At 60.0% G+C, this 26988-nt stretch carries 20 protein-coding genes; 6 read left to right on the top strand and 14 right to left on the bottom strand.

The genetic code is table 11. The features are described 5' to 3' along the window. Nucleotides 1-441 precede the first annotated feature (441 nt). Together cspE and BN1129_RS21305 are read left to right on the top strand one after the other, a co-directional pair. Nucleotides 442-654, top strand: coding sequence for a transcription antiterminator/RNA stability regulator CspE (gene cspE, locus BN1129_RS21310; RefSeq protein WP_005316548.1), 213 nt, complete (start codon nucleotides 442-444; stop codon nucleotides 652-654). A gap of 406 nt (nucleotides 655-1060) precedes the next feature. After that, nucleotides 1061-3004 (top strand): ligand-gated channel protein, encoded by a 1944-nt coding sequence (locus BN1129_RS21305; RefSeq protein ID WP_157013515.1) that lies wholly within the window; start codon nucleotides 1061-1063, stop codon nucleotides 3002-3004. 46 nt (nucleotides 3005-3050) lie between these two features. Here the strand turns inward: BN1129_RS21305 and BN1129_RS21300 are convergent, their stop codons facing one another. The 3 genes from BN1129_RS21300 to BN1129_RS21290 all read right to left on the bottom strand — a co-directional run bounded on the left by BN1129_RS21300 (nucleotide 3051) and on the right by BN1129_RS21290 (nucleotide 6744). Continuing rightward, nucleotides 3051-4451: a diguanylate cyclase domain-containing protein gene (locus tag BN1129_RS21300; protein WP_042039291.1), complete on the bottom strand. Its 1401-nt coding sequence runs from the start codon at nucleotides 4449-4451 to the stop codon at nucleotides 3051-3053. A 174-nt stretch (nucleotides 4452-4625) separates the two neighbouring features. Beyond that, complete coding sequence (locus BN1129_RS21295; RefSeq protein WP_042039314.1) at nucleotides 4626-6011, bottom strand: ATP-binding protein; 1386 nt, start codon at nucleotides 6009-6011, stop codon at nucleotides 4626-4628. Between the two features lie 10 nt (nucleotides 6012-6021). Beyond that, on the bottom strand, nucleotides 6022-6744 hold the full coding sequence (locus BN1129_RS21290) for a response regulator (RefSeq protein WP_042039288.1): 723 nt from the start codon (nucleotides 6742-6744) through the stop codon (nucleotides 6022-6024). Nucleotides 6745-7359: 615 nt separating this feature from the next. On the opposite strand from BN1129_RS21290, the gene BN1129_RS21285 reads away from it, so the two are divergent. After that, nucleotides 7360-7701 carry a hypothetical protein gene (locus BN1129_RS21285; RefSeq protein WP_042039286.1) on the top strand — a complete coding sequence of 114 codons (342 nt, stop codon included), beginning with the start codon at nucleotides 7360-7362 and terminating at the stop codon, nucleotides 7699-7701. A 163-nt stretch (nucleotides 7702-7864) separates the two neighbouring features. Here the strand turns inward: BN1129_RS21285 and BN1129_RS21280 are convergent, their stop codons facing one another. From BN1129_RS21280 to BN1129_RS21235, 10 genes are all read right to left on the bottom strand, one after another. Then, nucleotides 7865-8284 carry a hypothetical protein gene (locus tag BN1129_RS21280; RefSeq protein ID WP_042039285.1) on the bottom strand — a complete coding sequence of 140 codons (420 nt, stop codon included), beginning with the start codon at nucleotides 8282-8284 and terminating at the stop codon, nucleotides 7865-7867. Nucleotides 8285-8438: 154 nt separating this feature from the next. Continuing rightward, entirely contained in the window at nucleotides 8439-9440 is a 1002-nt protein-coding gene (locus BN1129_RS21275) for a sensor domain-containing diguanylate cyclase (RefSeq protein WP_042039284.1), read from the bottom strand. Nucleotides 9441-9702: 262 nt separating this feature from the next. Beyond that, on the bottom strand, nucleotides 9703-10182 hold the full coding sequence (locus BN1129_RS21270; RefSeq protein WP_042039283.1) for a GNAT family N-acetyltransferase: 480 nt from the start codon (nucleotides 10180-10182) through the stop codon (nucleotides 9703-9705). Nucleotides 10183-10750: 568 nt separating this feature from the next. Further along, complete coding sequence (locus BN1129_RS21265; RefSeq protein WP_042039282.1) at nucleotides 10751-11503, bottom strand: hypothetical protein; 753 nt, start codon at nucleotides 11501-11503, stop codon at nucleotides 10751-10753. Between the two features lie 92 nt (nucleotides 11504-11595). After that, on the bottom strand, nucleotides 11596-13659 hold the full coding sequence (gene recD / locus BN1129_RS21260; protein ID WP_042039281.1) for an exodeoxyribonuclease V subunit alpha: 2064 nt from the start codon (nucleotides 13657-13659) through the stop codon (nucleotides 11596-11598). Next, nucleotides 13656-17291 (bottom strand): exodeoxyribonuclease V subunit beta, encoded by a 3636-nt coding sequence (recB, locus tag BN1129_RS21255; RefSeq protein ID WP_042039279.1) that lies wholly within the window; start codon nucleotides 17289-17291, stop codon nucleotides 13656-13658. The genes recD and recB overlap by 4 nt, the downstream gene beginning before the upstream one ends. Further along, the gene (recC, locus tag BN1129_RS21250) at nucleotides 17291-20680 is read right to left on the bottom strand and encodes an exodeoxyribonuclease V subunit gamma (RefSeq protein ID WP_042039278.1); all 3390 of its coding nucleotides are present in this window, start codon (nucleotides 20678-20680) and stop codon (nucleotides 17291-17293) included. The genes recB and recC overlap by 1 nt, the downstream gene beginning before the upstream one ends. A gap of 231 nt (nucleotides 20681-20911) precedes the next feature. Then, nucleotides 20912-21304: a DoxX family protein gene (locus BN1129_RS21245; protein ID WP_042039277.1), complete on the bottom strand. Its 393-nt coding sequence runs from the start codon at nucleotides 21302-21304 to the stop codon at nucleotides 20912-20914. A gap of 40 nt (nucleotides 21305-21344) precedes the next feature. Continuing rightward, on the bottom strand, nucleotides 21345-22031 hold the full coding sequence (locus BN1129_RS21240) for a pirin family protein (RefSeq protein ID WP_042039276.1): 687 nt from the start codon (nucleotides 22029-22031) through the stop codon (nucleotides 21345-21347). Between the two features lie 30 nt (nucleotides 22032-22061). Next, nucleotides 22062-22388 (bottom strand): hypothetical protein, encoded by a 327-nt coding sequence (locus BN1129_RS21235; RefSeq protein ID WP_042039275.1) that lies wholly within the window; start codon nucleotides 22386-22388, stop codon nucleotides 22062-22064. A gap of 263 nt (nucleotides 22389-22651) precedes the next feature. On the opposite strand from BN1129_RS21235, the gene BN1129_RS21230 reads away from it, so the two are divergent. Together BN1129_RS21230 and BN1129_RS21225 are read left to right on the top strand one after the other, a co-directional pair. Next, nucleotides 22652-23566 (top strand): LysR family transcriptional regulator, encoded by a 915-nt coding sequence (locus BN1129_RS21230; protein WP_042039274.1) that lies wholly within the window; start codon nucleotides 22652-22654, stop codon nucleotides 23564-23566. A gap of 438 nt (nucleotides 23567-24004) precedes the next feature. Then, nucleotides 24005-24769, top strand: a complete 765-nt coding sequence (locus BN1129_RS21225) for a helix-turn-helix domain-containing protein (RefSeq protein ID WP_042039272.1) — start codon at nucleotides 24005-24007, stop codon at nucleotides 24767-24769. Nucleotides 24770-24920: 151 nt separating this feature from the next. On the opposite strand, the gene BN1129_RS21220 is transcribed toward BN1129_RS21225, so the two are convergent. Next, nucleotides 24921-25751 carry a UTRA domain-containing protein gene (locus BN1129_RS21220; protein WP_084204726.1) on the bottom strand — a complete coding sequence of 277 codons (831 nt, stop codon included), beginning with the start codon at nucleotides 25749-25751 and terminating at the stop codon, nucleotides 24921-24923. Between the two features lie 183 nt (nucleotides 25752-25934). On the opposite strand from BN1129_RS21220, the gene BN1129_RS21215 reads away from it, so the two are divergent. After that, the gene (locus tag BN1129_RS21215; protein WP_042039269.1) at nucleotides 25935-26981 is read left to right on the top strand and encodes an ABC transporter substrate-binding protein; all 1047 of its coding nucleotides are present in this window, start codon (nucleotides 25935-25937) and stop codon (nucleotides 26979-26981) included. The last annotated feature ends 7 nt before the right edge of the window (nucleotides 26982-26988 follow it).

The following is a 26988-nucleotide window of genomic DNA, read 5'->3' as shown; positions in this document are numbered from 1 at the left end:
TTGATCGTTATGGCTCTCTCTACTTGATGAGGGCACCATCTGTACAAGCCCGACCGGCAAACGCTCATCATGTTCACCAAGAACACGTGACTGAGACAGGCCAAACACCTGTCCCGGCAAGGAGATACGCCCAACCCCGCCCCACATACCCGATGGTTCACATGGCAATATGAGTAGGTAGCACTTGGCTAACCGAAAATTAATATTGAGATAAAGTTTGCTTTAAAAAAGAGAGCGTGTTTTAATCTCTCTCGATGGTTCGGTAGTTCAGACCTGATTATGTTAGGCAGTCATTTTAGTAAAGCAGTGATTAGCATAAGAGTTATCTAAGGATAGTTCTTATTAAATAATTCTCCTTCTTTAGTGCTCCCCATACGTATTGCTGACGAAAAATCATAGATTGCCATTTTGGCACTTCAAATACTATTCAAGGAAATTATTATGTCTAACAAAATGACTGGTACCGTTAAGTTCTTCAACGCTGAGAAAGGTTTTGGCTTCATCTCCCCGGCTGACGGCAGCAAAGATGTGTTCGTACACTTCTCCGCTATCCAGTCCACCAGCTTCAAAACCCTGGACGAAGGTCAGCGCGTTGAGTTCACCATCGAGCAAGGCCAGAAAGGCCCGGCTGCTGCCAACGTAGTTGGTCTGTAATTCAAGCAAGAAAGCCTTCACGCTCGCTAACGCCTGCTGAGAAGACCTTCTGCAAGAATTAAAAAAACCCGCCTAGGCGGGTTTTTTGTTGCCTGAGATTCAGCATTTCCCCTCCCCCAGACTCTTTTTACCTCTCCTTCGCCATTCCGCCTCACCCCTTTTTCTTCCGTTCTCTCCTTCTGTATCTCCTGGTTGGCGATAGCATGACCACACAACTGTAATGATATTGATTATCATTTGCATATAATCTCGTGATCATTACAATGCCTGCCGGCAAACGGGAGGATTGTCCTACTGAACCTGCCCGAGCCCGATTTCACGCAGGATGCGGTGAAACCACCCCATAGATTGACACAAAGGATGAATGCATCTTCTTACTCAAAGAGTTCAGGCCAACATGATAAAAATGCACCGCAACAAGCTGACCACGTTCGTTCTCGCCGCCCTCACCCCTCACGCCTATGCCATCGAACAGGAGGTCATGGTCGTGACCGCCTCCGGCTTCCAGCAGAAGATCGAGGATACCGCAGCCTCCATCTCGGTGGTGACTCGCGAGCAATTGGAAAAACGCGCCTATCGCGACGTGACCGATGCCCTGAAAGACATACCGGGCGTGGTGATCACCGGGGGTGGCAGCAGCAGCGACATCAGCATTCGTGGCATGGGCTCCAAATACACACTGATGCTGGTGGATGGCAAGCGGGTCGACAGCCGTGGCACTCGTCCCAATAGCGATGGGCCGGGCATCGAGCAGGGTTGGTTGCCTCCGTTGCAGGCCATCGAACGGATTGAGGTTGTACGCGGCCCCATGTCATCCCGTTATGGATCGGATGCCATGGGCGGCGTGATTAACGTGATTACCCGCAAGACCACCAGTCTGGACTGGCAGGGTGCTGTTCACGCTGATTCGACCTTCCAGGAGAACAAGGATGCCGGTAACAGCTTCCAGACCAACGCCTATACCGCAGGTTCGCTGATAGATGGCGTGTTGGGGCTGCGCGTCAATGGCCAACTGGCTCATCGTGGCGAAGACCAATTTCCCCAGGGCTTTGCCGAGCAGGAGACCCGCAGTGGCACGGCGGTGCTCAGCTTCAAGCCCGACGACCATAACCGCTTCGATCTGGAGGCCAGCCGCAGCCTGCAGGATCGGGATCGCACGGCAGGCAATTCGCTGGATGCCAAGGCAAAAGACAATCTCAATCGTTATGAGCGGACCAACTTCGCGCTGACCCATGATGGCCAGTATGATTTCGGCTCGTCCAGCAGCTATCTGCAGCAGGAGACCAATACCAACCCCGGTCGCAAGATGGAGCTCACCAACACCATCGCCGATACCCACACCCAATTTATGCTGGGGGATCACTATCTGAGTGTCGGTGGCCAGTATCGCTATGAGGATCTGCACGATCAGGGCAATACCCTGAAAGTGGCCAATCCTGCTGAGCAGTTGACCCGCTGGAGCTGGGCGATGTTTGTCGAGGATGAGTGGTCGCTGACCGACAGCTTTGCCCTGACGGGTGGTGCCCGCATGGATCGGGATCAGAACTACGGATCTCACTGGAGTCCACGTCTCTACGGTGTCTGGCATCTGGACCAGAGCTGGACCCTGAAAGGGGGCGTCTCGACCGGTTATCGGTCGCCGGACTTGCGGATGTCTGCGGCCAACTGGGGTCAGGCCACCGGCGGTGGCAGCCTGGATGGCATGCTGGTCGGCAACCCGGATCTCAAACCTGAAACCAGCGTGAGTAAAGAGATCGGCCTGCTGTGGAATGGCCATCAGGGCTTTAACACCGGGGTTACCCTGTTCAATACCGACTTCAAGAACAAGATCTCCGAAGTGCGTCGTTGTACCAGCAAGAGCGATCCGGCCTGTACCCTCAATGGTCACAGCTATGACTTCATCAGTGACCGCGTCAACATCGACAAGGCGAACATGCGCGGGGTCGAGGGGATGATGGATTGGACCATCAGCGAGGATTGGTCGGTCGGCTCCAGCTACACCTTCCTCCAGTCCGAGCAAAAGAGCGGCCCGCTGGCAGGCAAGGCACTGAACCAGATGCCGCGCCACATGTTCAACACCACGGTCGACTGGCAGACCACAGAAGCGGTCAGCCTCTGGTCACGGGTCAACTTCCGCAGCAAGACCTCTGATTACCTGAGCCGGGTCAAGATGGCAGAAGGCACACCTTCTTACACCTTCTTCGACACGGGTCTGGTCTACAAGGCCAACAAGCACCTGAATGTGACAGCCGGCATCTACAACCTGTTCGACAAGACGGTGGATTACACCAGCTTCGGCACAGTGCTGGATGGTCGTCGCTACAACCTGGGGATGACCTACAACTTCTGATGACGAGCCGCCGCCCCCCCGGGGCGGCGGCCTACGCTTCTGCTGCCTAATCCTCTTCCTCGGCATAACACGCCACCTGCCAGGTATTGCGCCCCAGCGACTTGGCGCCATACATCAACCTGTCTGCCTGCAACAACAGTTGTCTGCCATCGGCTCTGATGCCATCCGGCACCCAAACGGCCCCAGTACTGATAGAAAACCCCAGCTCCCCGGCACTGGTCTGCAACTTGCGCAGACTCACTGCCCGGCCGATCCGGCTGGCCCACTCCTGCAGCGCCGCCATATCCGCCATTGGCAGGCAGATGCAGAACTCCTCCCCCCCGATACGGGCAAACAGCGCCCCGGCTGGCAACACCAGCCGCACCCGTTCGACCAGAGCCGAGATCACCTCGTCACCCACCCCGTGACCGAAGTGATCGTTGATCCTCTTGAAGCGATCTATGTCGAACAGCAGCAAGGCCGAAGCCTGCCCACAGGCCAGCCGCTGTTCAAACTCGGGTAGAAAGGCGCGCCGATTCCGGATCCCCGTCATGGCGTCGGTGCCGGCAAGGCGCTCAAGCCGCGCATTCGCCTGGATCAACTCGGCGGTGCGGCTCGCCACCGCCCGTCGCAGCTGCACTATGTAGACCAGCAGCACCATGCCCCCCAGCGCCAGTAACCAGGGCCAGAGGTGACGTGGATAGACGGTCTCGATATGCATCCACTTGTGGATGATCCGCTCCCTATCCGCCGCACCCAGGCGGGAAAACCCCTTCTCCAGCTCCTGCAACAGAGCCTGATTGCCCTTGGCGACCGCAAAGCGGATCTCGTCGCTGTAGAGGTGACGCATCGGGATAAAGCGGCTGGGATCCGCCGAGGTGTAGATATAGAAGTTCGCCACTTGCAGATCGGCGATGAAGGCACCCAACTTGCCACTGAAGGCGGCACGCATCATGGCATCGTTGTCCGTGAAGGTTTGCAGGTGCGTGGTGGGGAAGTGCTTGCGGGCGTAGTACTCCTCATACCCCCCTGCCACCACCCCCACACTCTCGTGCAGCAGGTAGTCGTTCACATCCGAGCCGCGCAGGGCGTTGGCAAAGAACAGCTGGGCATCGAGACGGGAGAGCCCCTGACCATAGTCATAGAGCAGATTGCGCTCCGGCGACCAGAGCAGGCCGCCGTGGACATCGGCCTTGCCGGTACGCATCAGGTCCAGCGAGGTCTGCCAGTCCACCAGTTTGAACTCGACCGGGCGACCGGTGACACGGCCATACTCGCGCCAGAGATCGATCAGCAGGCCATCCGGCTGCCCCTCCTCATTGAGGTAGGAGAAGGGCTGCCAGGCCTTGGAGTTGGTCACGATCAAAGGTTTGGGGGCTGGCGAAGCCCTGGCGGGCAACCACAGCAAACAGAGCAGGAGGAAGCATCCACTGCACACCCGCCATCCAAAACCAGAAGAGACCACCATTCCTGTACCAACCTTCCCATTAGCCGTCTACACGGCCATTTATTATCGCCATCTTCAAGCTGGAAGAACAAGCATGACCGAGTATGAAATTGGCGTGATGTCAGTCAGATAACGGCAAAATAAACATGAGAAGGGCGCCTCGTCGGCGTCCTCCCCACACAGATCTCATCAGGCTCACAGCGGCAGGCTGATCCTGGCCTCCAGCCCACCCTGCGCGCGGTTGTGCAGGGTCAGCTCGCCACCGTGCTGGTGCACCAGGGTGCGGGCGATGGAGAGCCCCAGCCCCACGCTGCCGGATTCGGTATTGCGGGCCTCATCGAGCCGTACGAAGGGTTTGAAGACATCCTCCAGCCGCGCCGGATCTATCCCCGGTCCGTTGTCACAAACCCGGATCAACAGCTCTTCTTTGGTACGCTCCAGCGATACCTCGGCACTGCCGGCATATTTGATGGCGTTGCCGATCAGGTTCTGCAGTACCCGGCGCAGGGTATTGGTCCGGCAGGCGTAAACCTCTTTGCCCTCCGCCAGACAGGTGACCGGCTGGCCGGTGTCGGCATAGTCATCGCACAGGCTGACCAGCAGGCTGACCAGATCCAGCTCGCGGGTCGCCTCCTGCTGACCTTCCTCCCGGGCAAAGCTGAGGGTGGCGGCCAGCATCTGCTCCATCTGCTGCAGAGTCTGCTGGATACGCTCCTTGTCCTCGCCATCGGCCAGAAACTCGGTGCGCAGCCGCAGGCTGGTGATAGGGGTGCGCAGGTCGTGAGAGATGGCCGCCAGCATTCGGGTTCTGTCCTGCACGAAGCGATCTAGCCGGGTATGCATGCGGTTGAAAGCCTGAATCGACTCGCGGATCTCGGTCGGCCCCACCTCTCGCAGCGGCTCTATGTCTTCCCCACGTCCCAGTCGCTCGGCATTGCCTGCCAGTTGCTTGAGCGGGCGAGTGGCGCGGCGAAACAGCAGCACCATCAGCCCGATCACCAGGCTGGCGACCAGCATCAGGTTAAGCGTGGTCTGCCACGACCAGCTGCCCACCTCCTTGTCGACCAGCGAGCTGAACTGTAACCAGCCCCCCTGAGGCAGCTCGATGGAACCATAGAGCCGCATATCCCGTGGCGGTGGCGGCCCCTTGCGGTCCTTCATCATGCGGGCATGGTGCTCCCACGCCTTGCTTCGCTGGGTATCCTCTTTCAGCTCGGCGCTGATCTCGACGGCGAGGCCAGCAGGATAATTGAGGCGCGAACGTACCAGCTGCTCGAAGCGGGGGCTGCGATTGTCCGGTTGCAGCGGTTCGTCGGAGAGGCGCAGCAGCAGGGTTTCACTGCGGCTCGCCTTGAGAATTTCGTCATAGAGTGACGGTGGAGAGAGGGAGAGCAGCCGCACCACCGCAATAATCCGCTGCATGGCGTTGCGGCTGTTGACGAAGCCAAGCGCCTCCTCCCGATCCGTGCGGTAGATCTGGATACTGAGCAGCTGGATCAGGATCAGCCCCGCCAGCGCCACCAGGATGATCTGGCCGGTCAGCCCCTTGGGCCACAGTCGGGAGCAGAGTCGCTTGATCATGACCACGGCGTTACACCTGGGTCACATCGGCGGCGAACAGATAACCGCCGCCCCAGATGGTCTTGATAAGTTGAGGGTTCTTGGGATCCCGTTCCAACTTGCGCCGCAACCGGCTCACCAGGGTGTCGATGGCGCGATCGAACGCTACCGCCTCGCGGCCCCGGGCCAGATCCAGCAGTTGATCCCGGCTCAGCACCCGCTGGGGGCGCTCCAGAAACACCCGCAGCAGGTCGAATTCGGCAGTGGAGAGACTCAGCCCCACACCATCCTCATCCACCAGTTCGCGGCGATTGATGTCGAGCAGCCAGCGAGCGAAACGCAGATCCCGGGTCAGGGTCTCGGCGGCGGGTTGCGGCTCGACCTGGGAGCGGCGCATCACCGCCTTGATGCGCGCCAGCAGCTCGCGCGGATTGAACGGCTTGGCGAGATAGTCATCGGCCCCCATCTCCAGCCCTATGATACGGTCGGTCTCCTCCCCCATGGCAGTGAGCATGATGATGGGCAGGCTGGATTTGGCCCTCAGCTCGCGGCACAGGGTCAGGCCATCTTCCCCCGGCATCATCAGATCCAGCACCAGCAGATCGAACTCCCGCTCCTCCAGCAGCCGCTTCATCTCCTTGCCATCCCGGGCACAGCTGACCCGCAGGCCATGCTGCTCCAGAAAGCGTTTCAGCAGATCGCGGATCTCGCTGTGATCGTCGACGACCAGAATGTGGGTGCTGTTTTGGTTCATGAGGGCCTCTCCTGTTAGAGCTGGCACGAGTATACGAAAATCTGCCGGACGGTTTGTGTCAAAGTGTGCCGGATCAGCAAGATGCCACACTCTGCTACAAAAATGCGGCCACTCGGTAAAATTGAGACACAAGACGAGGATTTACTGGGGACATACCGGACTCGTCCATACTCGTTCATTGCAGGAGACAGGCCATGCTCACCCTCACCACACTGATGCCGCTGCCAGCGGCCACACCGCACAGACCGCCAGCCTGACGCAAGCTTCCCCCGGATGACGATGAAGCCGGCCTCTAACCGACCGGCGAGACACCCTTAGCTTCCCCATGATGCCATGCCCGGTTAGGGCCACACATGGCACCATAACACACAATGGCGGCATCCTTCGGCGATCCATACCCAGGAAACTATGATGATGAAAACAACCTGACCCTGATCGCACTGGCCGGATTGGCCCAGATCGGCATGGCACAAGCCAACCTGTCACACCGCCGCACAGTGTCACACTCTGCTACAAAATAGGCTTCAACTGGCAAAGTTCAGACACCAGTCGGGTGTTTACTGAGGGTCAAGGCGAGCAAGCCGAACCCGAACTCAATCCGCGAGGAGATAGACCATGAAAACCCTGACCAAAACCCTGCTGACCGCCACCCTGATCCTTGGCCTGCCGCTCGGCGCCTATGCCGCCAGCGAAACCGTTGCCACCACCCAGGCTGGCGCAATGACCGACTGCCCCGGCGGCATGATGGGCGGCAAGCACCACGGTAGCCGCCATGACAAGATGGCCCGTATGCAGAACATGACTCCGGAGCAGATCCAGGCCAACCTGCAGCAACGCTTCGACAAGATCGAAGACCCGATCAAAAAGGCCGAGTTTGTGAAGAACCTGACACTGCGTGCCGAGGGCATGACCAAGCACGCCGAGGCGATGAAGCTGTTCGCCGAAGCACACCAGTAAACGCGTCTCGACCTGCAACAGGGTGGCCTCGGCCACCCTTTTTCGTTTATCCCGCCCCTTGGCCAGCCGCCCTCTTCGCGGGATACATGGCGCTGAGGCGTGATGAGGAACGCCAGCCAGCAAAAAGGGGCCAAGGGCCCCTTCTCATACACCTATTTCAGACTCAGGCCTTGGCTTTGTCGACCAGGTTCAGGGTCTTGACGGTGTCGCCTTCAAACTTGATGACGACGCTCTTCTGAGCGGCTTCGGCATCCTTGAACAGGGTGTTGGTGGTCTCTGCCAGTATGGGAGATACCTTGTTCAGGGCGCTCAGGTCATAGGTCCACACTTCCAGACCGGCTTCGGTCTTGGTGCTGGCCGGGGCGCCCAGCTTGTCTTTGATGGCCTGCTTGCTGGAGCCGCCTTCTTTGATATCCAGTGCCTTCTTGATCGCTTCGTTTGAGGCGCTGTCCATGGCGCTACCGGCCATCTCTTTGACACTGCTGGTGACGCTGCTGGTCACTGTCTCGGTCAGGGAATCCATCAGGCCAGCGTGGGCAAACAGGGGCAGTGCAGTCAGGGCAATCAGGATGCTCTTTTTCATTGATTAATATCTCGTGGGGATTAAAGAGCGCGCATCAGACCAGTGCTCTCAGGCGGAGTCAAGGCTATCGAACGGTCAATACGCATTCGGGGGGGAAAGAGAAAAATCCGACCGCTGGCACGCCAGGGCCAACCCGCTGGCCCCGTGGTGACAGCTATTCGCAGATCTGGTTCTTGCCCGCCAGCTTGGCCTGATAGAGCGCCCGATCCACCCGCACCATCAGCTGGCTCATGGGCTCGTCAGGCTGGTATTCGGCCAGCCCGAAACTCAGGGTGATATCGAGCTGTTCGCAGACCCGCGACCGCACGATCAGCTCTCGCAGCTTGTCGGCAACCAGTCTGCCATCGGCCAGACCGGTATTGGGCAGCACCACCATAAACTCGTCACCACCCCAGCGCGCGATGAGGTCAATCTCGCGAATGTGCGTCCGCACCAGCGCCACTATCTTGACCAGCGTCTGATCCCCGGCGCTGTGGCCGTGGTTGTCATTGATCTGCTTGAAGTCATCCACATCCATGGCGATGACGGAGAAAGCGTACTTAAAGCGCCGGGACCGCTCGCACTCCAGCTTGATGACCCGCTCCAGCCGATAGCGGCTGGCGGCGCCGGTCAGGGCATCGGTCTCTGCCAACTGGCGATTCTCTTCTGCCTTCTGTTGCAGCGCCTCGTTGAGCCGCACCAGCTCGGCGGTGCGCTCTGCCACCTGCTGCTCCAGCGAATGATTGCGCCGCTCCAGCTGTGCCAGCAACAGCTTGCTGGCGTGGATATCGCGATGGGCGCCGATCATCCGCGCCACAGAACCATCGGGATTACGTTCAATGATTCGGCCGCAATCCTCAATCCAGAGGTAACTGCCATCGCAGGTGCGGCACCGATACTCGGCGCGATATTCGTGAACGCTGTCGCTCAGGCAGAGATCGAACTTCGCCATCACAGCCGCCAGATCGTCGGGGTGGATCAGGCTCTCCCAGGTGAAGACGGTATTGTCGAGGGTATGGGGCTCGTAGCCCAGCATCCGGTACCAGCCGGTGTTGCGATAGACGAAACCTGTATTGGCATGCCAATCCCAGATGCCATCGCTGATCACCTCCAGAATGCCGTGCACCACGGCTTCGCTGACATCCGAGATCCTGATCGTGTCACTGTCCTGCAGCATAGCGGTTATCCTTGTTCTTCTGCCCCGAGCCACCACGGGGAATCGCTGTTCTGTCGTGAAACGCTACCTTGGCATATTGCCCAAAATCTGTCAGCCATAACCCCACAACACCACTGCTTTTTCTTTGGATATCGGCCGCCAGCGGCCTACGCAGTGTGCCCGCCCGTATGGCTCAAGTCTGCCTCATTGGCCGGATGTCACTCACGATTGAGCAAGGTGGGGATAGGATCATCGGGCGGGATGCGGGGCTCAACAGCCGAGCTCAATCTGCCAATGCCAGCCGATAAAAATCCGTCTCCTGATGTTTCGGATTGGGGCGCAGGAATACCCAGCCAGATCGCCGGTAATGGGTCAACGCCCGCACATTGGTGCGACTGACAGAGAGCAGCGCCCATTTGCAGCCCGCCCCCAGCAACTGCTGGCGGATATAGGCCTGCAACCCGGCAGCCAAACCGGTGCCACGATATTCGGGAAACAGATAAATCAGCTGCACATAGCCGGTCTCGGGCTCATCGGAAAAACTGCGAAACTCCAGCTGGCCCACACGTTGTTCACCCGCCCAGACATGGAGGTAGTGCCATTGCGCCTGCCCCAGCCTTTCGCGGATCCGCTCCCGATAACCGTCGATAAAGTCGGCAAAGCCATCATGGGTATGAAAGCTGCAAAAATAGGCATCCCTGCGCGCCTGCACGCAGAGCTCGTAATCCCGATCCAGATCGATGGTGTTAAATTCAAGTCTCAAGCAATGACATCCTGTCGTGTGTGGGTAGGGTGTAATAAGCGAAGCGCATTACACCTTTTGGCAGATAAATAGCAGCGGTGCAATTCACTTCGTTCATTGCACCCTACCCGATTTTACGAAACGAGCGAAGTGGACATTGTGGAAGCCAGCTCCCTCACCCTGCCCTCTCCCAAAGGGAGAGGGGATGATGCAGCATCGGGGATATGGCGTTGGCAATCGGGGGAACTTCGAGAGTAGCGGGTTTAACGATATTTCTATGATGCGATGTTGGATTGTCTGATTTTCGATTACCCGATTGACCAATTACGCGATCGTCCGATTATGCTTCGCTAATCGAACCTACAAATGCCAGATAATCCCGTGGTGCGAACCAGACCAAAGGGAGCTCAATCTCCCTTCTCCCGTTTATTAAAAAAGGAGGCGAAGGGCTGGGGATGAGGGGAAGGGAAAAAGAGATTTCGCGGTAAATGTTGGGCTTCGCTACGCTCAGCCACAACCTACACAATCGGTAGGTTGGCGCTGAGCCTGCGAAGCCCAACATACGAGATAAACTACAAGCCATGAAAAATCAGAATGGTATATCATCATCCCATACATAAAATTTATTTCTAACATCGGATAGTTCATTTCTAATTTTTTCTATCTCATCAAATCTTGTATCACTTACGATTTTATTCTCAAGTGAATTCAATGCCTTGCCTAGATTTGTAACAACTCTCCCAATATAATCTCTTTGTTCTGAATCTTGTGCTGACAAGCGTTTATTAGAATGTTCCAATTGTGCAACAGAAAGACTTAACTTATTACTCTCAGCGCGGAATTCTTTCGATTTAAGTTCGAAGTCAGAAAGCAATTTCGAATACTTACTCTTAAGATTTATTATTTCACGAATGAGCTCTAATTTTTGATCTGCCCATAACTCTAATTCCTTGTCTTTTAACTTAACAACATATTCATCAGTTGACTCAATTTTTGCACACACGGTCTCCTTCCTTCTAATAAAGGCATCTTTCTGCGCTTTATTGCTATTTTCATCTCTAATTTTATCAATGCAATTATCATGTATAAAGCTGTAGGCCGTATTTAACACTGGAAGTACTACTAAATATCCGACAGATACTAAAAATGGGATTAACAGATCATCTGTAACCCCCCAACTTTTGCTCTTTATAATGTCAAGTTTCCCTTGGTTACTTTCCAATATAAACCTAGCCACTCCATTTATATTCAAAAACATCCAAGACAAGACGAAAGCGCCGATAATAGGATTGTTTAGTCTAGATGTTGCATTATCTTTCAATGACTTAAGTAAATCCTTCATCAATAACCTCTAATCAGAATCGATTCATGATAATAAGTAGCAAACTTCTTTTCCCATGGCGGTAAATCCCTTTACCGCCGCCATCCAATCGCTTACTCCCCCAACCTCTCCGCCAATCCGGAATAACGCTCGGTCTTTTTCCGTACCGCTTGGGCCAGCAGGGCCCGATCGCCGTAGAGATCGAGCCGCGCCTTGGCGCGGGTGATGCCGGTATAGACCAGCTCGCGGGTCAGCAGCGGGCTGGGGCTGTCGGGCAGCACCAGCACGGTATGGGCAAACTCCGAACCCTGGGATTTGTGGATGGTCATGGCGTAGACCGTCTCGTGAGGTGGCAGCCGGCTGGGCAACAGGGCACGCAGGGTGCCGTCCGGCTGCTCAAACCATACCTTCAAACGGCCACTTTCATCGGGCAGGCAGAGCCCCATATCACCGTTATAGAGGCCGACCCCGTGGTCGTTGCGCACCACCATCACAGGGCGACCGGCATACCAGTCGCCATCGCGGGCAATCAGCCCGGCCCGTGACAGGGCCAGTTCGAGCCGCCCGTTAAGCCCCTCAACCCCGAACGGGCCGCCCCGCAGGGCGCAGAGGATCTGGAAGCTGTTGAATGCCTTGAACACGGCGGCGGGATCTTCCCCCGCGCGGGCCGCCTTCAGATAACTGCCGTAACCGGCCACCCCCTGGGCAATCAGGGCGTCGTAAGCCTCCCCCGCCCAGGGGTGCAGGCTGATATCGCTAAAGCCCATGCCCCAGACCGATTCCACCGCCGTGGCATCGCCGCTGTTGCAGGCACGCGCCAACTGGCCGATGCCGGAATGCTGATCAAAGCGCCAGCTCTTGGCCAGCAAACAGAGGCTGTCGCGCACCGGTGCCCCCGCTGGCGTGCCCTGCAAGCGGTAGCCGGTCTGGCGGGAGAGCCAATCCGCCTGCGCGGGGCTGATGCCCTGCTCGATAAAGCTGCAGATATCGCCGAGCACGGCCCCCGCCTCCACCGAGGCGAGCTGATCCTTGTCGCCGAGCAGGATCAGGCGGGCGTGGCTCGGCAGCGCATCAAGCAGGCGTGCCATCATCGGCAGATCGACCATGGATGCCTCATCCACCACCAGCAAGTCGAGGTGCAGCGGGTTGCCCGCGTGGTGGCGGAACTGGCTGCGCCCCGGGATCACCCCGAGCAGCCGGTGCAAGGTGCCCGCTTCGGTGGGGATCGCCTCGACCCACTCGGGGGGCAGATCGAGAGCTTGCAGGGCAGAGCCGATACTCTCGGTGAGGCGCGCCGCCGCCTTGCCGGTGGGGGCCACCAGCCGGATCGCCGGGGCCTTGCCTGCTTGCAGGCCGGTCTCCACCAGAATGGCGAGCAGTTTGGCGACCGTGGTGGTCTTGCCGGTGCCGGGGCCGCCCGAGATCACCGCAAAGGGGCGCGCCGCCGCAGTGGCCGCCGCCAGCTTCTGGCCGTTGCAGCAGAGCGCCTCGGGCACCAGCGCATCCAGCTTGCTCAAGTCGCTCGCCGCCTGCGCACTGGCCAGCAGCCCTTCGATGGCGGGCCAATCCACCTCGTTCGGGAACACCAGATCGAGATACTTCTCGATAAAGTGGCGAACCGAGAAGTCGGGGGCGAGGCGGGCCTTGAGCAGCGCCGCGAACACCAGCCCGTAGTCGCGGGCAAACAGCCGCGACAGGGCGGGGGCTATTTCGGGCCATTCGGCTCTTTCACTCAAGGCACGCAGATGGCGGGCCACCCCCTGCTCATGATCGTGGTAGCGGGTGAGGTAGAGCCGCCCGTGCCACAGCCGCAGCGGCCAACGCGGGGCGAGCCCCTCATCCTGTTCCGTACCAACGAGCGGGCTGGCCGCAAACAGGGCGGGCCAGCGGGCAGGATCCGCCAGATCAGCCAACAGATCCCGGCTCTGCTGGGGATCCAGCCCGAACGGCCGCAGTGAGCCGGAAGCTAGCATCTCCAGCGGCAGGCAGACATGGCCGCGCCCCAGCTCGAAGCAGGTGAGCGCCGCCCCCAGCACCAGCTCGGGGCTGCCGCCCAGATCGGCCACCAGCTTGGAAAATTGCAGATCCAGCTGGCGGATGCGGCCAGCCAGCGCCAGTGTTTTCAACCGTTCAACCATCATTACGCTGGTCGCCGTGCTGATCATGGTGTCGCTCATGCCTCTACCTCATTCAATGGGTGGGATCCTGCTGCTGGCGACTCGCTGCCTGCGCTAAACAAGGTGTCGAGCCCCAACACCAGTTCACGGCTCGGGCGGGTATGGAAAATGCCCCCCTGCGGCATGCCACGCAGGAACAGATAGAAAACCCCGCCAAAATGCTGCTCGAAGTCGTAGCCCGGCAGGCGCAGGGTGAGCAGCCGGTGCAGCGCCAGCGAGTAGAGCTGGTATTGCAGGTCGTAGCGATGCTCGGCCATGGCCCGCTCCAGCGCCGGACGGCTGTAATCGGCGGGGCTCATGCCGAGATGGTTTGATTTGTAGTCGAGCAGATACCAACGCCCCTGCCACTCGAATACCAGATCGATAAAGCCCTTGAGCATCCCCTGCACGGTGGCAAAGCTGAGCGGCTTGTTGCCCCGCGACAGCGGGTCGTGCTGCTGGCAGAGCGCGGTCAGCGCCGGTGCCGTCACCCGCCCCATGGGCAGGAAGAACTCCAGCTCCACCTGCTTGCGCTCGGGGGCCAGATCCCTCAGTCGCACTGGCTCGCCGCTCTCTGCAAGTAAAGCGGTCTCCAGCGGGGTATCGAGTACCGCCTCCACCTGCTGTTGCAGCACCTCGGCCCAGCTCTCGTCAAAGCCATCTTGCGCCAGCAGGCCAGCGATATGGTGCGCCAGCGACTCGCCAGCGGCGCTTTGAAAGTCGATGGTCTCGAACAGGCTGTGCAGCAGGGTGCCGGGGCGCGCCCCTTTCGGGAAGGTGAAGATGGAGGGCTGGGGCGCCTCGTCCGGTTGCTCGGAAGCCAATGCAGCCGCCTCGGTCACTACCTCATCATCGAAGCCGGGGTTGGCCAAGACCCCCTTGCTGTGACCGTGACCCTGCGCCGCCAGCCCGGAGTAGGAGCTGATCCACCAGTCCCGCTCCAGCCGCCCGGTAAAGTGGCGCACCTGCGGCTCGCCCAGCTGCTCCTCCTCTGGCGGCAACGGGGCCGGACGAGTGAGCGAGGGCTCACCGACGGCCACCCCGGGCAGCGCCTGCGACAGCTCGGTCAGGGCGGTGGCCAGCGTGGCAGCATCCCCCTCTTCGCCCTTTTGCAGCAGGTAGCCAATGGCGGTGTGGTGCAGGTCGGTCTTCTCCGACTTGCCCGCACCCGCCCGCACCGGCGCCAGCCCCAGCCAGGTGGCGTAGACGCCCCGGGTCAGTGCCACATAGAGCAGCCGCAGATCTTCGGCAAGGCGCTCGCGGTCGGCCTCCGCCAGGGAGCCCTCGGCGCCGGTCAGATCGAGAATGGTGCGATTGCCCGCCTCGTCCGCCTCGTGATAGAGCGGGGTCTCGGCGGTTCTGTGGCTGCAGATAAAGGGCAGGAATACCAGCGGATACTCCAGCCCCTTGGATTTGTGGATGGTGACGATCTGCACCAGCTTGCGTTCGGATTCGAGGCGAAGTACCTGCTCAGCATCCTGCCCATTGGGACGGCTCACCGCCTCCCCCAGCCAGCGCAGCAGGGCATATTCCCCGTCCAGCTCGCTGCTCACCTGTTGCAGCAGCTCGCCGAGATGGAGGAAGTTGGTCAGCCGCCGCTCGCCATAGGGGCTCGCCAAAAGCGAAGAGGCGAGATTGCGCCGGTGCAGCAGGGCCCGCAGCATCGCCAGCACACCGCGGCGATGCCAGATCGATCGGTACTCCATAAACTCCTGCACCGCGCTCTCCCACGCCCGCTCGTCGCTGGCCAGCCCATCGAGCGCCTTGGCGTCGAGATCAAACAGGCCGGTGGCGAGCGCCGCCCGTAGGCTGCGCTCTTCGCTCGGGTTCTGGCAGGCGTGCAAAATCAGCAGTATCTCCCGCGCCTCCACCTGCTCCAGCACACTCTCGCGGTTCGACAGATAGACGGAGGCGATGGCAAGCCGCGCCAGTTCCTGCTGCACCAGCTTGCCCTCGGCGCCGGTACGCACCAGCACGGCGATATCCCCGGCCTTGACCGCCTTGTCGCCGATCAGCGCCTTGCCCTCGCGGGCCAGGGTCAGCAGGCGGTGGATCTCGGCGGCGGTGGCGCGCGCCATCTTGCTCTGGTAATCCCCCCGGTTGAAGGTGGGCTGGCCGGTCAGCTGCCAGCAGTGGAGCACGGGCGCGGTGGCGCCACCCAGCAGCAGCGCCTTGCTCTTGCCCTGCGCCTCGACCGGCAGGAAGGGGATATCCGCTTCGTAGATAAAGGGATCTTTCGCCCGCTCGAACAGGCCGTTGACCGCACCCACCAGCGCACTGCTGGAGCGCCAGTTGCGCCCCAGGGTGTAGTGGGCGCTCACATTTCGCCGCGCCTGAATGTAGGTAAAGATGTCGGCGCCGCGAAAGCCGTAGATGGCCTGCTTGGGGTCACCGATCATCAAGAGCGCCGTATCTGTGTGGCCGCCACTCTCTTGCAAACCATAGAGCCGATGGAAGATGCGGTACTGCTGGGGGTCGGTATCCTGAAACTCATCGATCATCGCCACCCGATAGGTGGCACGAATGCGCTCGCAGAGCCGCTCGCCAAGGCTGGAACCGAGCGCCCCGTCGAGATCTTTCAGCAGGTCATCGAACGAGAGCTGATGGGCCTGCCGCTTGCTCGCCTGCATCCGGCTGCACACCACCTTGGCCGCCCGTTGCAGGATAAGATCCGTAATACCGGGGCGACTCGCCAGCAGCTGGTCGATCTGGCTAAACAGCGGCAGGGTCGGCACTGCGCCCCCCTTCTTGAGGTTCTCTTCCAACACCGTCTGGCCGAAGCGTTCCAGCTCCTTCGGGATGGCGTAGCCACTGCTCTCGTCCTGTGCCCAGTCGGCTATCTTGGCGAGCCACCCTTCGTAGTTCTTGCCGGTGTAGCGGCTTACTTGCCCATCCGTCTGGCGGCGGATCTCGTCCGTCTGCGCCAGCCAGCCATTTTTCACCGCCTCGATGCGGGCCATGGCCGCCTGATGGCGGGCTGCGAGGGTCTCGTCCCCCAACGCGGGGTGGATCTCCAGCTCGCTGTTGTCGAGCCAGCTGCCCATCTCACGCAACAGGGCGGCGGGGCTCGGCCAGAGCGCACGCACCGCACTGGCGAGGGTTTTATCCACCGGATAGAACTCGGCGCGCCAGTAGTCGCTCACCGCCTGCAGCCTAAGCTGGCTGTCGTCGGTGAGAAATTCGGTTTCAAAGAGGGCACCCGACTCGAAGGCGTTCTGCTTGAGCATCCGCTGGCAGAAGCCGTGGATGGTAAAGACCGCCGCCTCGTCCATCTGCCGCTCGGCGGCCAGCAGGCGACGGGCCGCCAGTTCATGATCTTCCACCTCGACCAGCAACTGGGCCAGCAACGCATCCTTGCTCTCACCGCGCATAAAGGCGAGCCGCGCCTCGTGAATGCGACCGCGGATCCGTCCGCGCAGCTCGGCGGTGGCCGCTTCGGTAAAGGTCACCACCAGAATTTCGGTCACAGACAGCGGCCGCTCGTGAGCACTCGGCTGACCGGCATCGGCGCCCTCCTCAATGAGCGGGCCGTGGCCCAGCAGCAGGCGCAGGTAGAGACCCGCGATTGTGTAGGTCTTGCCGGTACCGGCAGAGGCTTCAATCAGTCGTTCACCATGGAGGGGAAAACGCAGGGTATTGAGCGGGTTAGCCATTATTTCAGCTCCTCCAGGGTCTTGAGCAGCGGGGTCAGGTGTTCACGGGCCAGCGCCTGCAACTGCCCCAGCACCTCGTCATCGAGTTCGGGGAAGCAGCGAGCAACATAAGGGTCTTGCCCTTCCCCCTTGATCATCCAGCCGCCGTTAAAACGGGTGAGGGCCGCCTTGTCGGCTGCCTCCGGCTTGTCCGGATCCTTCTCGATCGCCTTGAGCCAATCCCAGGCAGTATTGGGGAAGAAGGGCAGCGGCCGCTTCATCCCCTGCGCCCAGCACGCCACCAGCGCCGCCAGCTTGGGCCGCGCCTCGTCGGCAGCGAGTGCAGGCAGGCGCAGACTCTGTTTGGCATCGAACAGCAGGGTGTCGCCGGGGGCGCAGCTCAATGAGAGGCAGAGGTGCTGGATCCAGCCCAGCAGCAGATCCTTGCCGTTGAAGCTGCCGGGTTTGACCACCAGCAAACGCCCCTTCTGGGTGTCGATCCACCCTTGCAGCTGGCCCTGAGTGAGGGAGATATCGATCTCCACCGCCTGTTTTTCTGACTCATTGGCCGCAACCCAGGGCCGTAACCGATCGGCCAGCTTGCCCATCTCTGCATCCAGATCGTCCAGCAGCAGGCTGCCGAACCACCCTTGCGGCAGCAGGCCGGTAAGCTGCAACCGCTCGCGGCGTTTGCTCACGCTGTCGCTCCGCTCTGGACTATCCCCCTCTGCCAGATGGGCATCGAGCAGCAGATCTTTCAGCTGATAATGTTGCAGCCCATCCAGCTCGAACGGCTCGCTGTCCTCGATGTTGGCCTCATTCAACTCAAACCAAACCTTGAGGCGACGGTTGAGGAAATATTTGGTGGGCTGCCGATAGAAGCGCAGCAGCTCCGCCAGCTCCAACCCCTGCTCCTTGCCCCATTCGGGGGGCAGCGGCAGCTCGCCGCTCTGGAAGTTGGCCGCGCCGCGCTCTGGGTTAAGGGCGGGCAGCCAGTCGGCGGCATAGGTAAAGAGCCGCGATCCCGCCTCCGGATAGAAGTAGTTGCGGCTGTAGGGGGTGAGCGGATGCGCCACCATCAGGTGGTTGAGCAGCCGTTTGCCGGAGGTTTCGTCATCGAGCTCTTCATCCCCCGCCAGCACGAAACCCTGCCGCACATAATCGATCAGTTCCGCCAGCAGCACGGAGGGCACCTTGTCGCTGTTGTCCTGCGCGCTGAAGCCCTGATAACTGATATAGAGCCCCTGCTGGGCACTCAAGAGCGCCTCAAGGAAGAGGTAGCGGTCGTCATCACGACGGGAGCGATCCCCGCGCCGCGACGCCACCGCCATCAGATCGAATCCCATGGGGGCCAGGGTGCGCGGGTAGACGCCATCGTTCATACCGAGCAGACAGACCTGCTTGAAGGGGATGGAGCGCATCGGCATCAGGGTGCAGAAGTTGACCTGACCGGCGAGGAAGCGCTGGCTGGAGCGGGACTCCCCCAGCACGCTGCCGAGGTAATCCTGCAACAAGTCGGCGGTGATGGGCTGCTCGAAGCGGGCCTCGCCAAGCCGGGTCTGCCACTCGGCCAGCTGGCTGCGAATCAGCTGGAGCTGACGCTCTTCATCCTCGTCGGCCAGATAGAAGCGCTCCAGCAGCGCCAGCAGGCAGGCGTTCCACTCGGCCAGCGGCTGCGCCTGTTGCAGGCGGGGCAGGAATTCGGCCAGCGAATCGACAAACCAGGCGAGCTTGCCGAGTGCCAGCCCCTGCTGACCCTCGATATCGGCGTAGGGCAAGATGCCCGCCACCGGTTCACCGTCACCCATGGCAAAGCCGAGCAGCATACGGCGCAGGCCGAACAGCCAGCTGTTGCCGGACATGGGTGGCAGATCGAAACGGACGGGGTAGCCGTCATCCAGCCCCCAGCGAATGCCGGTCTCCTGCACCCAGACCCGCAGCTGGTTGAACTCGTCGTCATCCAGCTCGAAGCGGCGCAGCACGGCGGGCACCTCGAGAATGGCGAGCAGCTCGCCTGCCCCGAAGCGGGCGTTGGGCAACTTGAGCAGGGCGAGGAAGCTCTGCAGCAGCGGGCTCTCCTGACTCGCGGCCCGATCCGAGACCGCAAACGGGATCTGGCCCCGCGCCCCACTCTTTTCTTTACCAAACACGGCCTGAATGTAGGGGCCGTAGCTGTTCACGTCCGGCATCATCACCACCACATCTTTCGGGGTGAGGGACGGGTCCTGCTCGAACAGCGCCAGCAGCCGGTCGTGCAGCACTTCAAGTTCCCGCATCGGGCCGTGACAGGCGTGGATCTGCAAGGATCCATCCGCCGGATCGATCGGGCTCTTGTGATGGCTGCTATCGAGATCAAATTGGCCCTCGCCCCGTGAACCTAGCTCCAGCACATCCTTCTGGATGGCGCGCAACAGGCTGACATTGCCCTTGGCGTCTACCTCGTCGATATCGACGAAGGCCTCGATTTGCGGCACCTCCAGCTCCATCAGCTGATGCAGATAGTCGCGCCCCAGCTTGCCCATGGAGGCGAGCAGCGGGTTGGCGGGGCCCTGCAACGTCTCGATATCGGTGCCGGGCTTGAGCTTGTTTTCGAGCCGCGCCAGGGTTTTGCGATCGAGCAGATCCCCCCAGTAGTAGCGGCAGGGGTTGGTGACGAACAGATGCACTTCCACCTCAGGCCGACTGCCGAGGGCCAGCAATGCCTCCACATAGCGCGGCGGGAGCGCCGAGATGCCGAACACAAAGACCCGCTGCGGCAGCTTGCCTGGCAGATCCAAGGTGCGTTGCAGCTCGTGGATAAACTCCTCGTAGAGGTTGGCGCGGTGGTAGCCGCTCGGGGAGAGCGCCAGGGTGCGGGCCACCAGCTCGCGCCACAGCTCGGGCTGCCAATCCTGACCGCTCACGTCGGCCAGTTCCAACCCCAATCCTTCGCCCTCTTCCCAGCGGGCGATCCAGTCCGACCGGTAGACCAGATACTGGTCAAACAGATCCGCCACCTTCTGGCAGAGCTGCCACAGCCGCACCTGCTCGGGATCCTTGGCGGGATCCGCGTCATCCCCCCCGCCCAGATAGGCGGCCAGCGGGGCAAAGGCGGGCCTGTCCAGCAAGGCGGGCAGAATGGTCATCAGCTGCCAGCTCATGGATCCCTTGTTGTAGGGGCTTATGCGAGGCACATCCGCCAACACCCGGGTGAACATATCCCAGATGAAGCTGGCGGGCAGCGGAAAGTCGATATTGGCGGCGATGCCGAAGGCTTTGGCCAGCTCCAGCTTGAGCCACTGGGCCATGCCCGGACTCTGCACCAGGATCTGCTCCCGATCGAAAGGATGAGAGAGAGGAGCCTGCCGGATGCGGCTCACCAACAGCTCCTTGAGCAGATCCAGCTGATTGGAGTGGTAGAGGGTAAACATGGACGACTCCCGCCAATTCAAAAGAGGGGTGAGTGCGAGAAAAGGTGAGTTATTCCCGTCACTTCACACGAAATGGGATTGTCGGGGATCGGGGGGGAAGATGCAAAAGGCGCTTGTTGCCGCAGATCACGTCGCCATCATGCGGGGCGGGAGAGGGTCAATGGCGGAGATAAAAAAGCCGGTGCTGCTGCACCGGCCAAAAAGCGTTGGAAAACTCCCGCTATCCGGGTATTACCAGTTCTTGCCGAGGCGGGCATCCAGACTGAAGGCCCCTGCACCGGCCGCCGCCAGGGCCAGGAAACCACCGGCCACGGAGACGTTCTTCATAAACATCAGCATCTGCATCTGATCCGCAGGCTGATAGTGGAAAATAAAGGAGGCCATCAGGGTGAAACCGGCCATCAGCACCGAGATGCTGCGGCTGAACAGACCCAGCATGATGGCAAGGCCACCACCCAGCTCCAGCAGGATCACCAGCGGCAGAATGAATCCGGGCACACCCATGGCTTCCATGTAACCCTGGGTACCGGCATAACCGCCGATCTTGGCCCAGCCAGCCTTTACGAACATCAGTGCCAGCAGTACACGACCCACCAGCAGTGCCAAATCTTTCATCTTGTCCATTTCAAACTCCTCGTTTTATGTCAAATCACCGCTGACTGCTTCAGGGTAGGTCAAATAACAGGGCTTGGCTGGCACTCATTGCCACCAGATCCCAGTTGGGTTCATCACGACTGAGTACCCCGTCGCCGGGTCGGGCAGTCAGACCATTGGCGGTCAACTCCCCTGAAATCATCTGCAGATAACCGTATCGGCCGGCCAGCGCCCAGGTAAGACTCTCACCGGGTTCAAGCTGCAGCCGCCATATGCGGGCCTGCTGGCGGATCCTGAAGGATCCCGCTTCGCCATCCGGGGACGCCACCAGCGTCAGACCGGGTCTGGCTTCAATCTTCTTCTGCTGATATCCGGGTGTCGTGCCGTGTTCATTCGGCTCTATCCAGATTTGCAACAGGGAGAGCGGCTCGGTCTGCGAGGGGTTGTACTCGCTGTGCCGGATGCCGGACCCTGCGCTCATCAGCTGGAAATCCCCTGCCGGGATCTGCTCGGCGTGGCCGAGGCTGTCCTTGTGCTCTATGGTGCCTTGCAGCACGCAGGTCAGGATCTCCATGTTGGCGTGAGGGTGAGTGGCGAATCCGCCACCCGGTGCAACCAGATCCTGATTGATGACCCGCAGCACCGAGTGTCCCATCCAGTCAGGGTCATAGTAGTGCCCGAAGGAGAAACTGTGGCGCGCATCCAGCCAGCCGAAATTGGCCTTGCCACGCGCTTCTGAGGCTCTCAATGTCATCATGGTGTGCTCCTCACGTTCCGAAACGGTTGATTAACGCTGTTTGCCGCTGCCGATGCCAAACGGGATGCGGTAGTCACTGCTCTGATCCCCGAGGCTGACAGTCAGCGTACCCTGAGTGCGGCTCGGAAGCTGCACCTGCTGGGTCCCAGTCAGGTTGGCGTGGACTGATGCCAGCACATCGCCAGACTCGTCACGCACTTCCAGCATGGGGTTGGCCTTGCCATCCACAGTGGCGGTCGCATGCCAGTTCACAAACAGCACACCCGGGGCGGCGTTGAGATCTGCGGGAACGGAAGCCTGTGCAAAACCAGCGGTCATCAGGCCTGCAACGGCCAGCATCTTGATTACATTTTTCATGTTCGTTCACTCTCTTGGTTTTTATGTCATTGCCAAGGCCGACTCGGCCAGAATCAATGCATCCATGCAAGAGGTTATTCAAATAGTATGTTGTTCTTTCACCGACATCAGATATCACTCTTTATGATATCACAGCCCGGAACTACCGTTTATTTGGCCGCCAGGCCTTCCTGCCTAAGCGTTGATTGAATATTAAAGACACTTGGCCTAAGTTGTTAGCGAGATAAACTGGTAAACATGTTCAAAAAAATTGAAGGTATGAAATGGCCAAGGAATCGAACAAGGAACGGGCGCTGACCCTGGAAGCCATCCGGGTACTGGATGCTATCGATCGCCGTGGCAGCTTCGCGGCGGCCGCCGACGAGCTGGGCAAGGTCCCCTCGGCGCTGAGCTACACGGTACAGAAGCTGGAAGACGAGCTGGACGCCATGCTGTTTGATCGCAGCGGTCACAGAACCAAGTTCACCCCGGCCGGCCGCATGCTGCTGGAGCAAGGCCGGGTACTGCTGGCGGCCGCCGAGCATCTGGTGGGTGAAACCCGGGCGCTGGCCCGTGGCTGGGAGACAGACATCACCATCGCCGTCGATGCCCTGATGCCGCTGCAGACGCTCTATCCCCTGGTCGAAAGGTTGGCCGAGCTGACGGATACCCGGTTGAGGTTTCGCGCCGAGGTGCTGGCAGGCAGCTGGGAGTGTCTGGAAGATGGCCGCGCCGACCTGCTCATCTCCTCCCTCAACCCCGATATCATGCTGACAGGCGTCAAGCATCAGGTGCTGCAGGAAGAGGTGATGCTCTACGTCGCCCACCCGGATCACCCGCTGCACCAGGAGCCCGAGCCCCTGGCGGACGAAACCCTGCGCCGCTACCGCGCCATCGCAGTGGCGGACTCTGCGCTGCGCAAGCCGGTGCTCACCTATCGCCTGCTCGACAAGCAGCCACGCCTCACCGTCAGTACCATGACGGAGAAGCGCGATGCCCTGCTGGCGGGGATAGGCGTCGGCACCATGCCGCTGAGCTGGATAGAAGAGGACATCAAGGCGGGCCGCCTCAAGGTGATCAGCCCCGAATATCGTCACCAGATCCAGGTCGTGCTGGCCTGGCGGCGCGATACCATGGGCAAGGCCAAGAGCTGGCTGGTACGGGAGATCCCCAAGCTGTTTCCCGGCAAGGGGGAGTGAGGCCGGGGAGCCTTTGGTATGACAGATGGAGGCGGGGCCCGCCTCCGCTTGACGGTAGGTGCACATTCGGGGAAAAGAAAAAAGCGGACCTCTTGCGAGTTCCGCTCAATGCCAGGAAAGAATAAAAACCTTTCGGTTTAAAAAACCCTTAAATTGGAAGCAAACAATCGATTTCTCAACCAGGAAGGTCTTGAATCCGATTCGTTTTGAATTATGCGCGATGTTTTATGCACCACCAGAAAAATGTTGAATGGTTGAAAGATATGCACCGCAGAGTATCACTATCTGCAACCTTCCCCCTTGACTGGTCTGGCCATTTCAATCGATTACGACGGGTTTATTTCCTCTGGTTTTTTTAAGTGTCAATATCTGAGACCACAACGACAAAATCACTCAATTTCTGACACAACATAAAGATGCAGATAAAGGAATAGTTGCATGACCTACAGCCAGACCCTGGCCAACAATATTCTCAACACTCTGAAGAAGACCCTGACCGACAAGGGGATCCGCTATCAGACCCTGGCAGAGGCGATGGGCGTCTCCATCGCCACCGTGAAACGGATGATGAACAAGCCCTCCCTGCCGTTCGATACTCTGCTGGAGATCTGTCACTTGGTGGGGCTGTCATTCGAGGAGCTGCTGGATCGCACTCAGGACGCCCAGAGCCGCCGCGCCGTCTTCACTCAGGAGCAAGATGAGGCGTTTCACAACGAGCCGGGGCTCTACGCCTTTCTCGCCAATATCTTCTGGCGCGACAAGACGTTGATCGATCTCAAGCGGGAGTACAGCCTGACCGATGCCTCCTGCTACCTCTACCTGCGCAAGCTGGAGAAGCTCGACATTTTGCAGCTCGGCATCGACAACAGTTACCACTTCCTCATCAGCGAGCGCATCAGCTTCGAGCAGCACAGCCGCTTCGCCCGCCAGCAGGCACGGCAGGCAATGTCGGTGCTGGGGGAGTATCTGGTGGAGAACATGCACAAGCCGAACAATTACATGGCGCTCTGCCAGCTGCACCTCAACGAGAGCGAGGCGATGGCGCTGATCGATCGGATGAAGGAGTACTGGCATCAGGAGCTCAAGCTCAACCGCCCCGCCATCGGTCAGCAGGAGCACGCCAAGACCTACACCATGTCGCTGCAACTGGCGGATTGTGGCTATCACAGCTTCGACGACATGATCCCCAATATCGACAACTGATCACGGCGGATCCTGCGGGATCCGCCGTGTTGGTTGGGCTCTACTCGGTGAGTTGAGGTACTTGCAGCAATCTGCCTGCGGCCGGTTGCAGCGCTTGGGTATCGAGACAGATGCGGATGGCCACTGTGTTCGACAGTGCTCTGGATATTCCCTAATCGGCGCGCCGGGTTTGTTGCAGTTTGCCTGCGAGCGGCTGCAACGCTCGCGTATCCAGACAGATGCGGATGGCATCTGGCCGCCAGTGTTCGATATCACAATCCACCAGCCCCCCTCGCTCGTCATAGTTGACCCGCACCAGCCGCAGCACGGCACTCCCCTCCGCCAGATTGAGGGCGCGGGCGATGGCGCCCCGTGCTGCCGAGGGGGTGATCTCCATACTCGCCCCGCCCTGGCCTATGCCATAACGCTGCTGATAGAGCTCGGTGAGGGAGCTGGCCAGCGGCGCGCTGGCGATATCGGGAAAGCGGCTGGCCAGCAGGTGGTGGCTGACATGGAGCACAGGTCGCCCATCGATCAGCCGCAGGCGGCGGATCTCATAGAGCGGGGTGAAGGGATCCAGCCCCATCCAGCGGCACAGTTCGCTGCTGGCAAGCTCGCTGCCGTGGGCCAGCACCCGGGTTTCGGCGGTGCGTTGCTGCTCGCCGATCCATTGGTGAAAGTGGGTGTGGATGGCAGGATCGTAGGTGAGTCTTGGCGGCGCCACGAACCAGCCGCGCCGCTCGGCCCGGTAGATGAGGCCGTCTGCTTCGAGGCTGGAGAGCGCCTCCTTGATGGTGATGCGGGTGGTGGCGAAGCGCTCGCTCAGCGCCCGTTCGGCGGGCAGCTGCTGCCCCGCCACCAGCTGGCCGCTGCCGATATAGCGGCGCAGGGTCTGGCAAATCTGTTCGCACTTGGAGGAGGAGCGGCCATCGGCCATTCTCTGTTCGTTCAATATCTGCTCGCTCAATCTCGGCTCGGTCACACTCATATCCCTGTTGGTCATTCCGGTTTGCACCCGCCTGGAGTAGACCAGCGGCTGTCGACCCTGAGTTGTAACCGTTCCGGATGACAGCGGCGTGACAGGGCGATTGTCATCAAACTGCCATCAAAGCGCCCCGCCACCGTCATATTTCCCCTCTAGCATCCCTCTCGAACCTTAACTGACCTAGTCCAGAAGGATGGGATAATGAAAAGCGTGATCGCAAGTGCACTGGCCCTGGTGGCCATCAGCCAACCACTGTTTGCCGCCGAAAATATCGCGGATCTCGAAAAGGCCGCCCGTGGCGAAGGCCAGCTCAGCAGTATCGGCATGCCCGACAGCTGGGCCAACTGGAAGGATACCTGGCAACAGCTGGGCAGCATCTACGGCATCAAGCATCAGGATACCGACATGAGCTCGGCGCAGGAGATCGCCAAGTTTGCCGCCGAGAAGGCCAATGCCACCGCCGATATCGGTGACGTGGGCGGCGCCTTCGGTCCGGTGGCGGTCAAGCAGGGGGTCACTCAGCCCTACAAGCCCTCCACCTGGGCAGACATTCCCAACTGGGCCAAGGATGCGGACGGTCACTGGATGCTGGCCTATACCGGTACCATCGCCTTCCTGATCAACAAGGATCTGGTCAAGGCAGCCCCCACCAGCTGGCAATCCCTGCTGGGTGGTGACTACAAGGTGACCCTGGGTGATGTGGGTGTCGCCTCCCAGGCCAACAACGGCGTGCTGGCGGCGGCCTATGCCACCGGCGGCAGCGAGAAGAACCTCAAGCCCGCGCTGGAGCTGTTCGGCCAGCTGGCCAAGCAGGGTCGTCTGTCGCTGAATGACCCGACCATCGCCAATATCGAGAAGGGCGAAGTGGAAGTGGGTGTGCTGTGGGACTTCAACGCCCTCAACTACCGCGACCAGATTGACCCCAAGAAGTTTGAGGTAGTGATCCCGAGCGACGGCTCCGTCATCGCCGGTTACACCACCATCATCAACAAGTGGGCCAAGAACCCCAACGCCGCCAAGCTGGCGCGGGAATACATCCTCTCCGATGCCGGTCAAATCAACCTGGCCCGTGGCTATGCCCGCCCCATCCGCAGCAACGTGACCCTGCCGGATGACGTGAAGGCCAAGTTGCTGCCCGCCGAGCAGTATGCCAATGCCAAGCCGGTCAGCGACCATGCCGCCTGGGAGCAGAGCTCCAAGGCCCTGCCGCGCCAGTGGCAAGAAACCGTCATGATCAACATGCAGTAAGGGAATC

Source organism: Aeromonas popoffii (genome assembly GCF_000820025.1).
Classification (GTDB): Bacteria; Pseudomonadota; Gammaproteobacteria; order Enterobacterales; family Aeromonadaceae; genus Aeromonas; species Aeromonas popoffii.
Note: the sequence above shows the minus strand (reverse complement) of the source record. Positions and strands in the feature narration are given on the sequence as shown.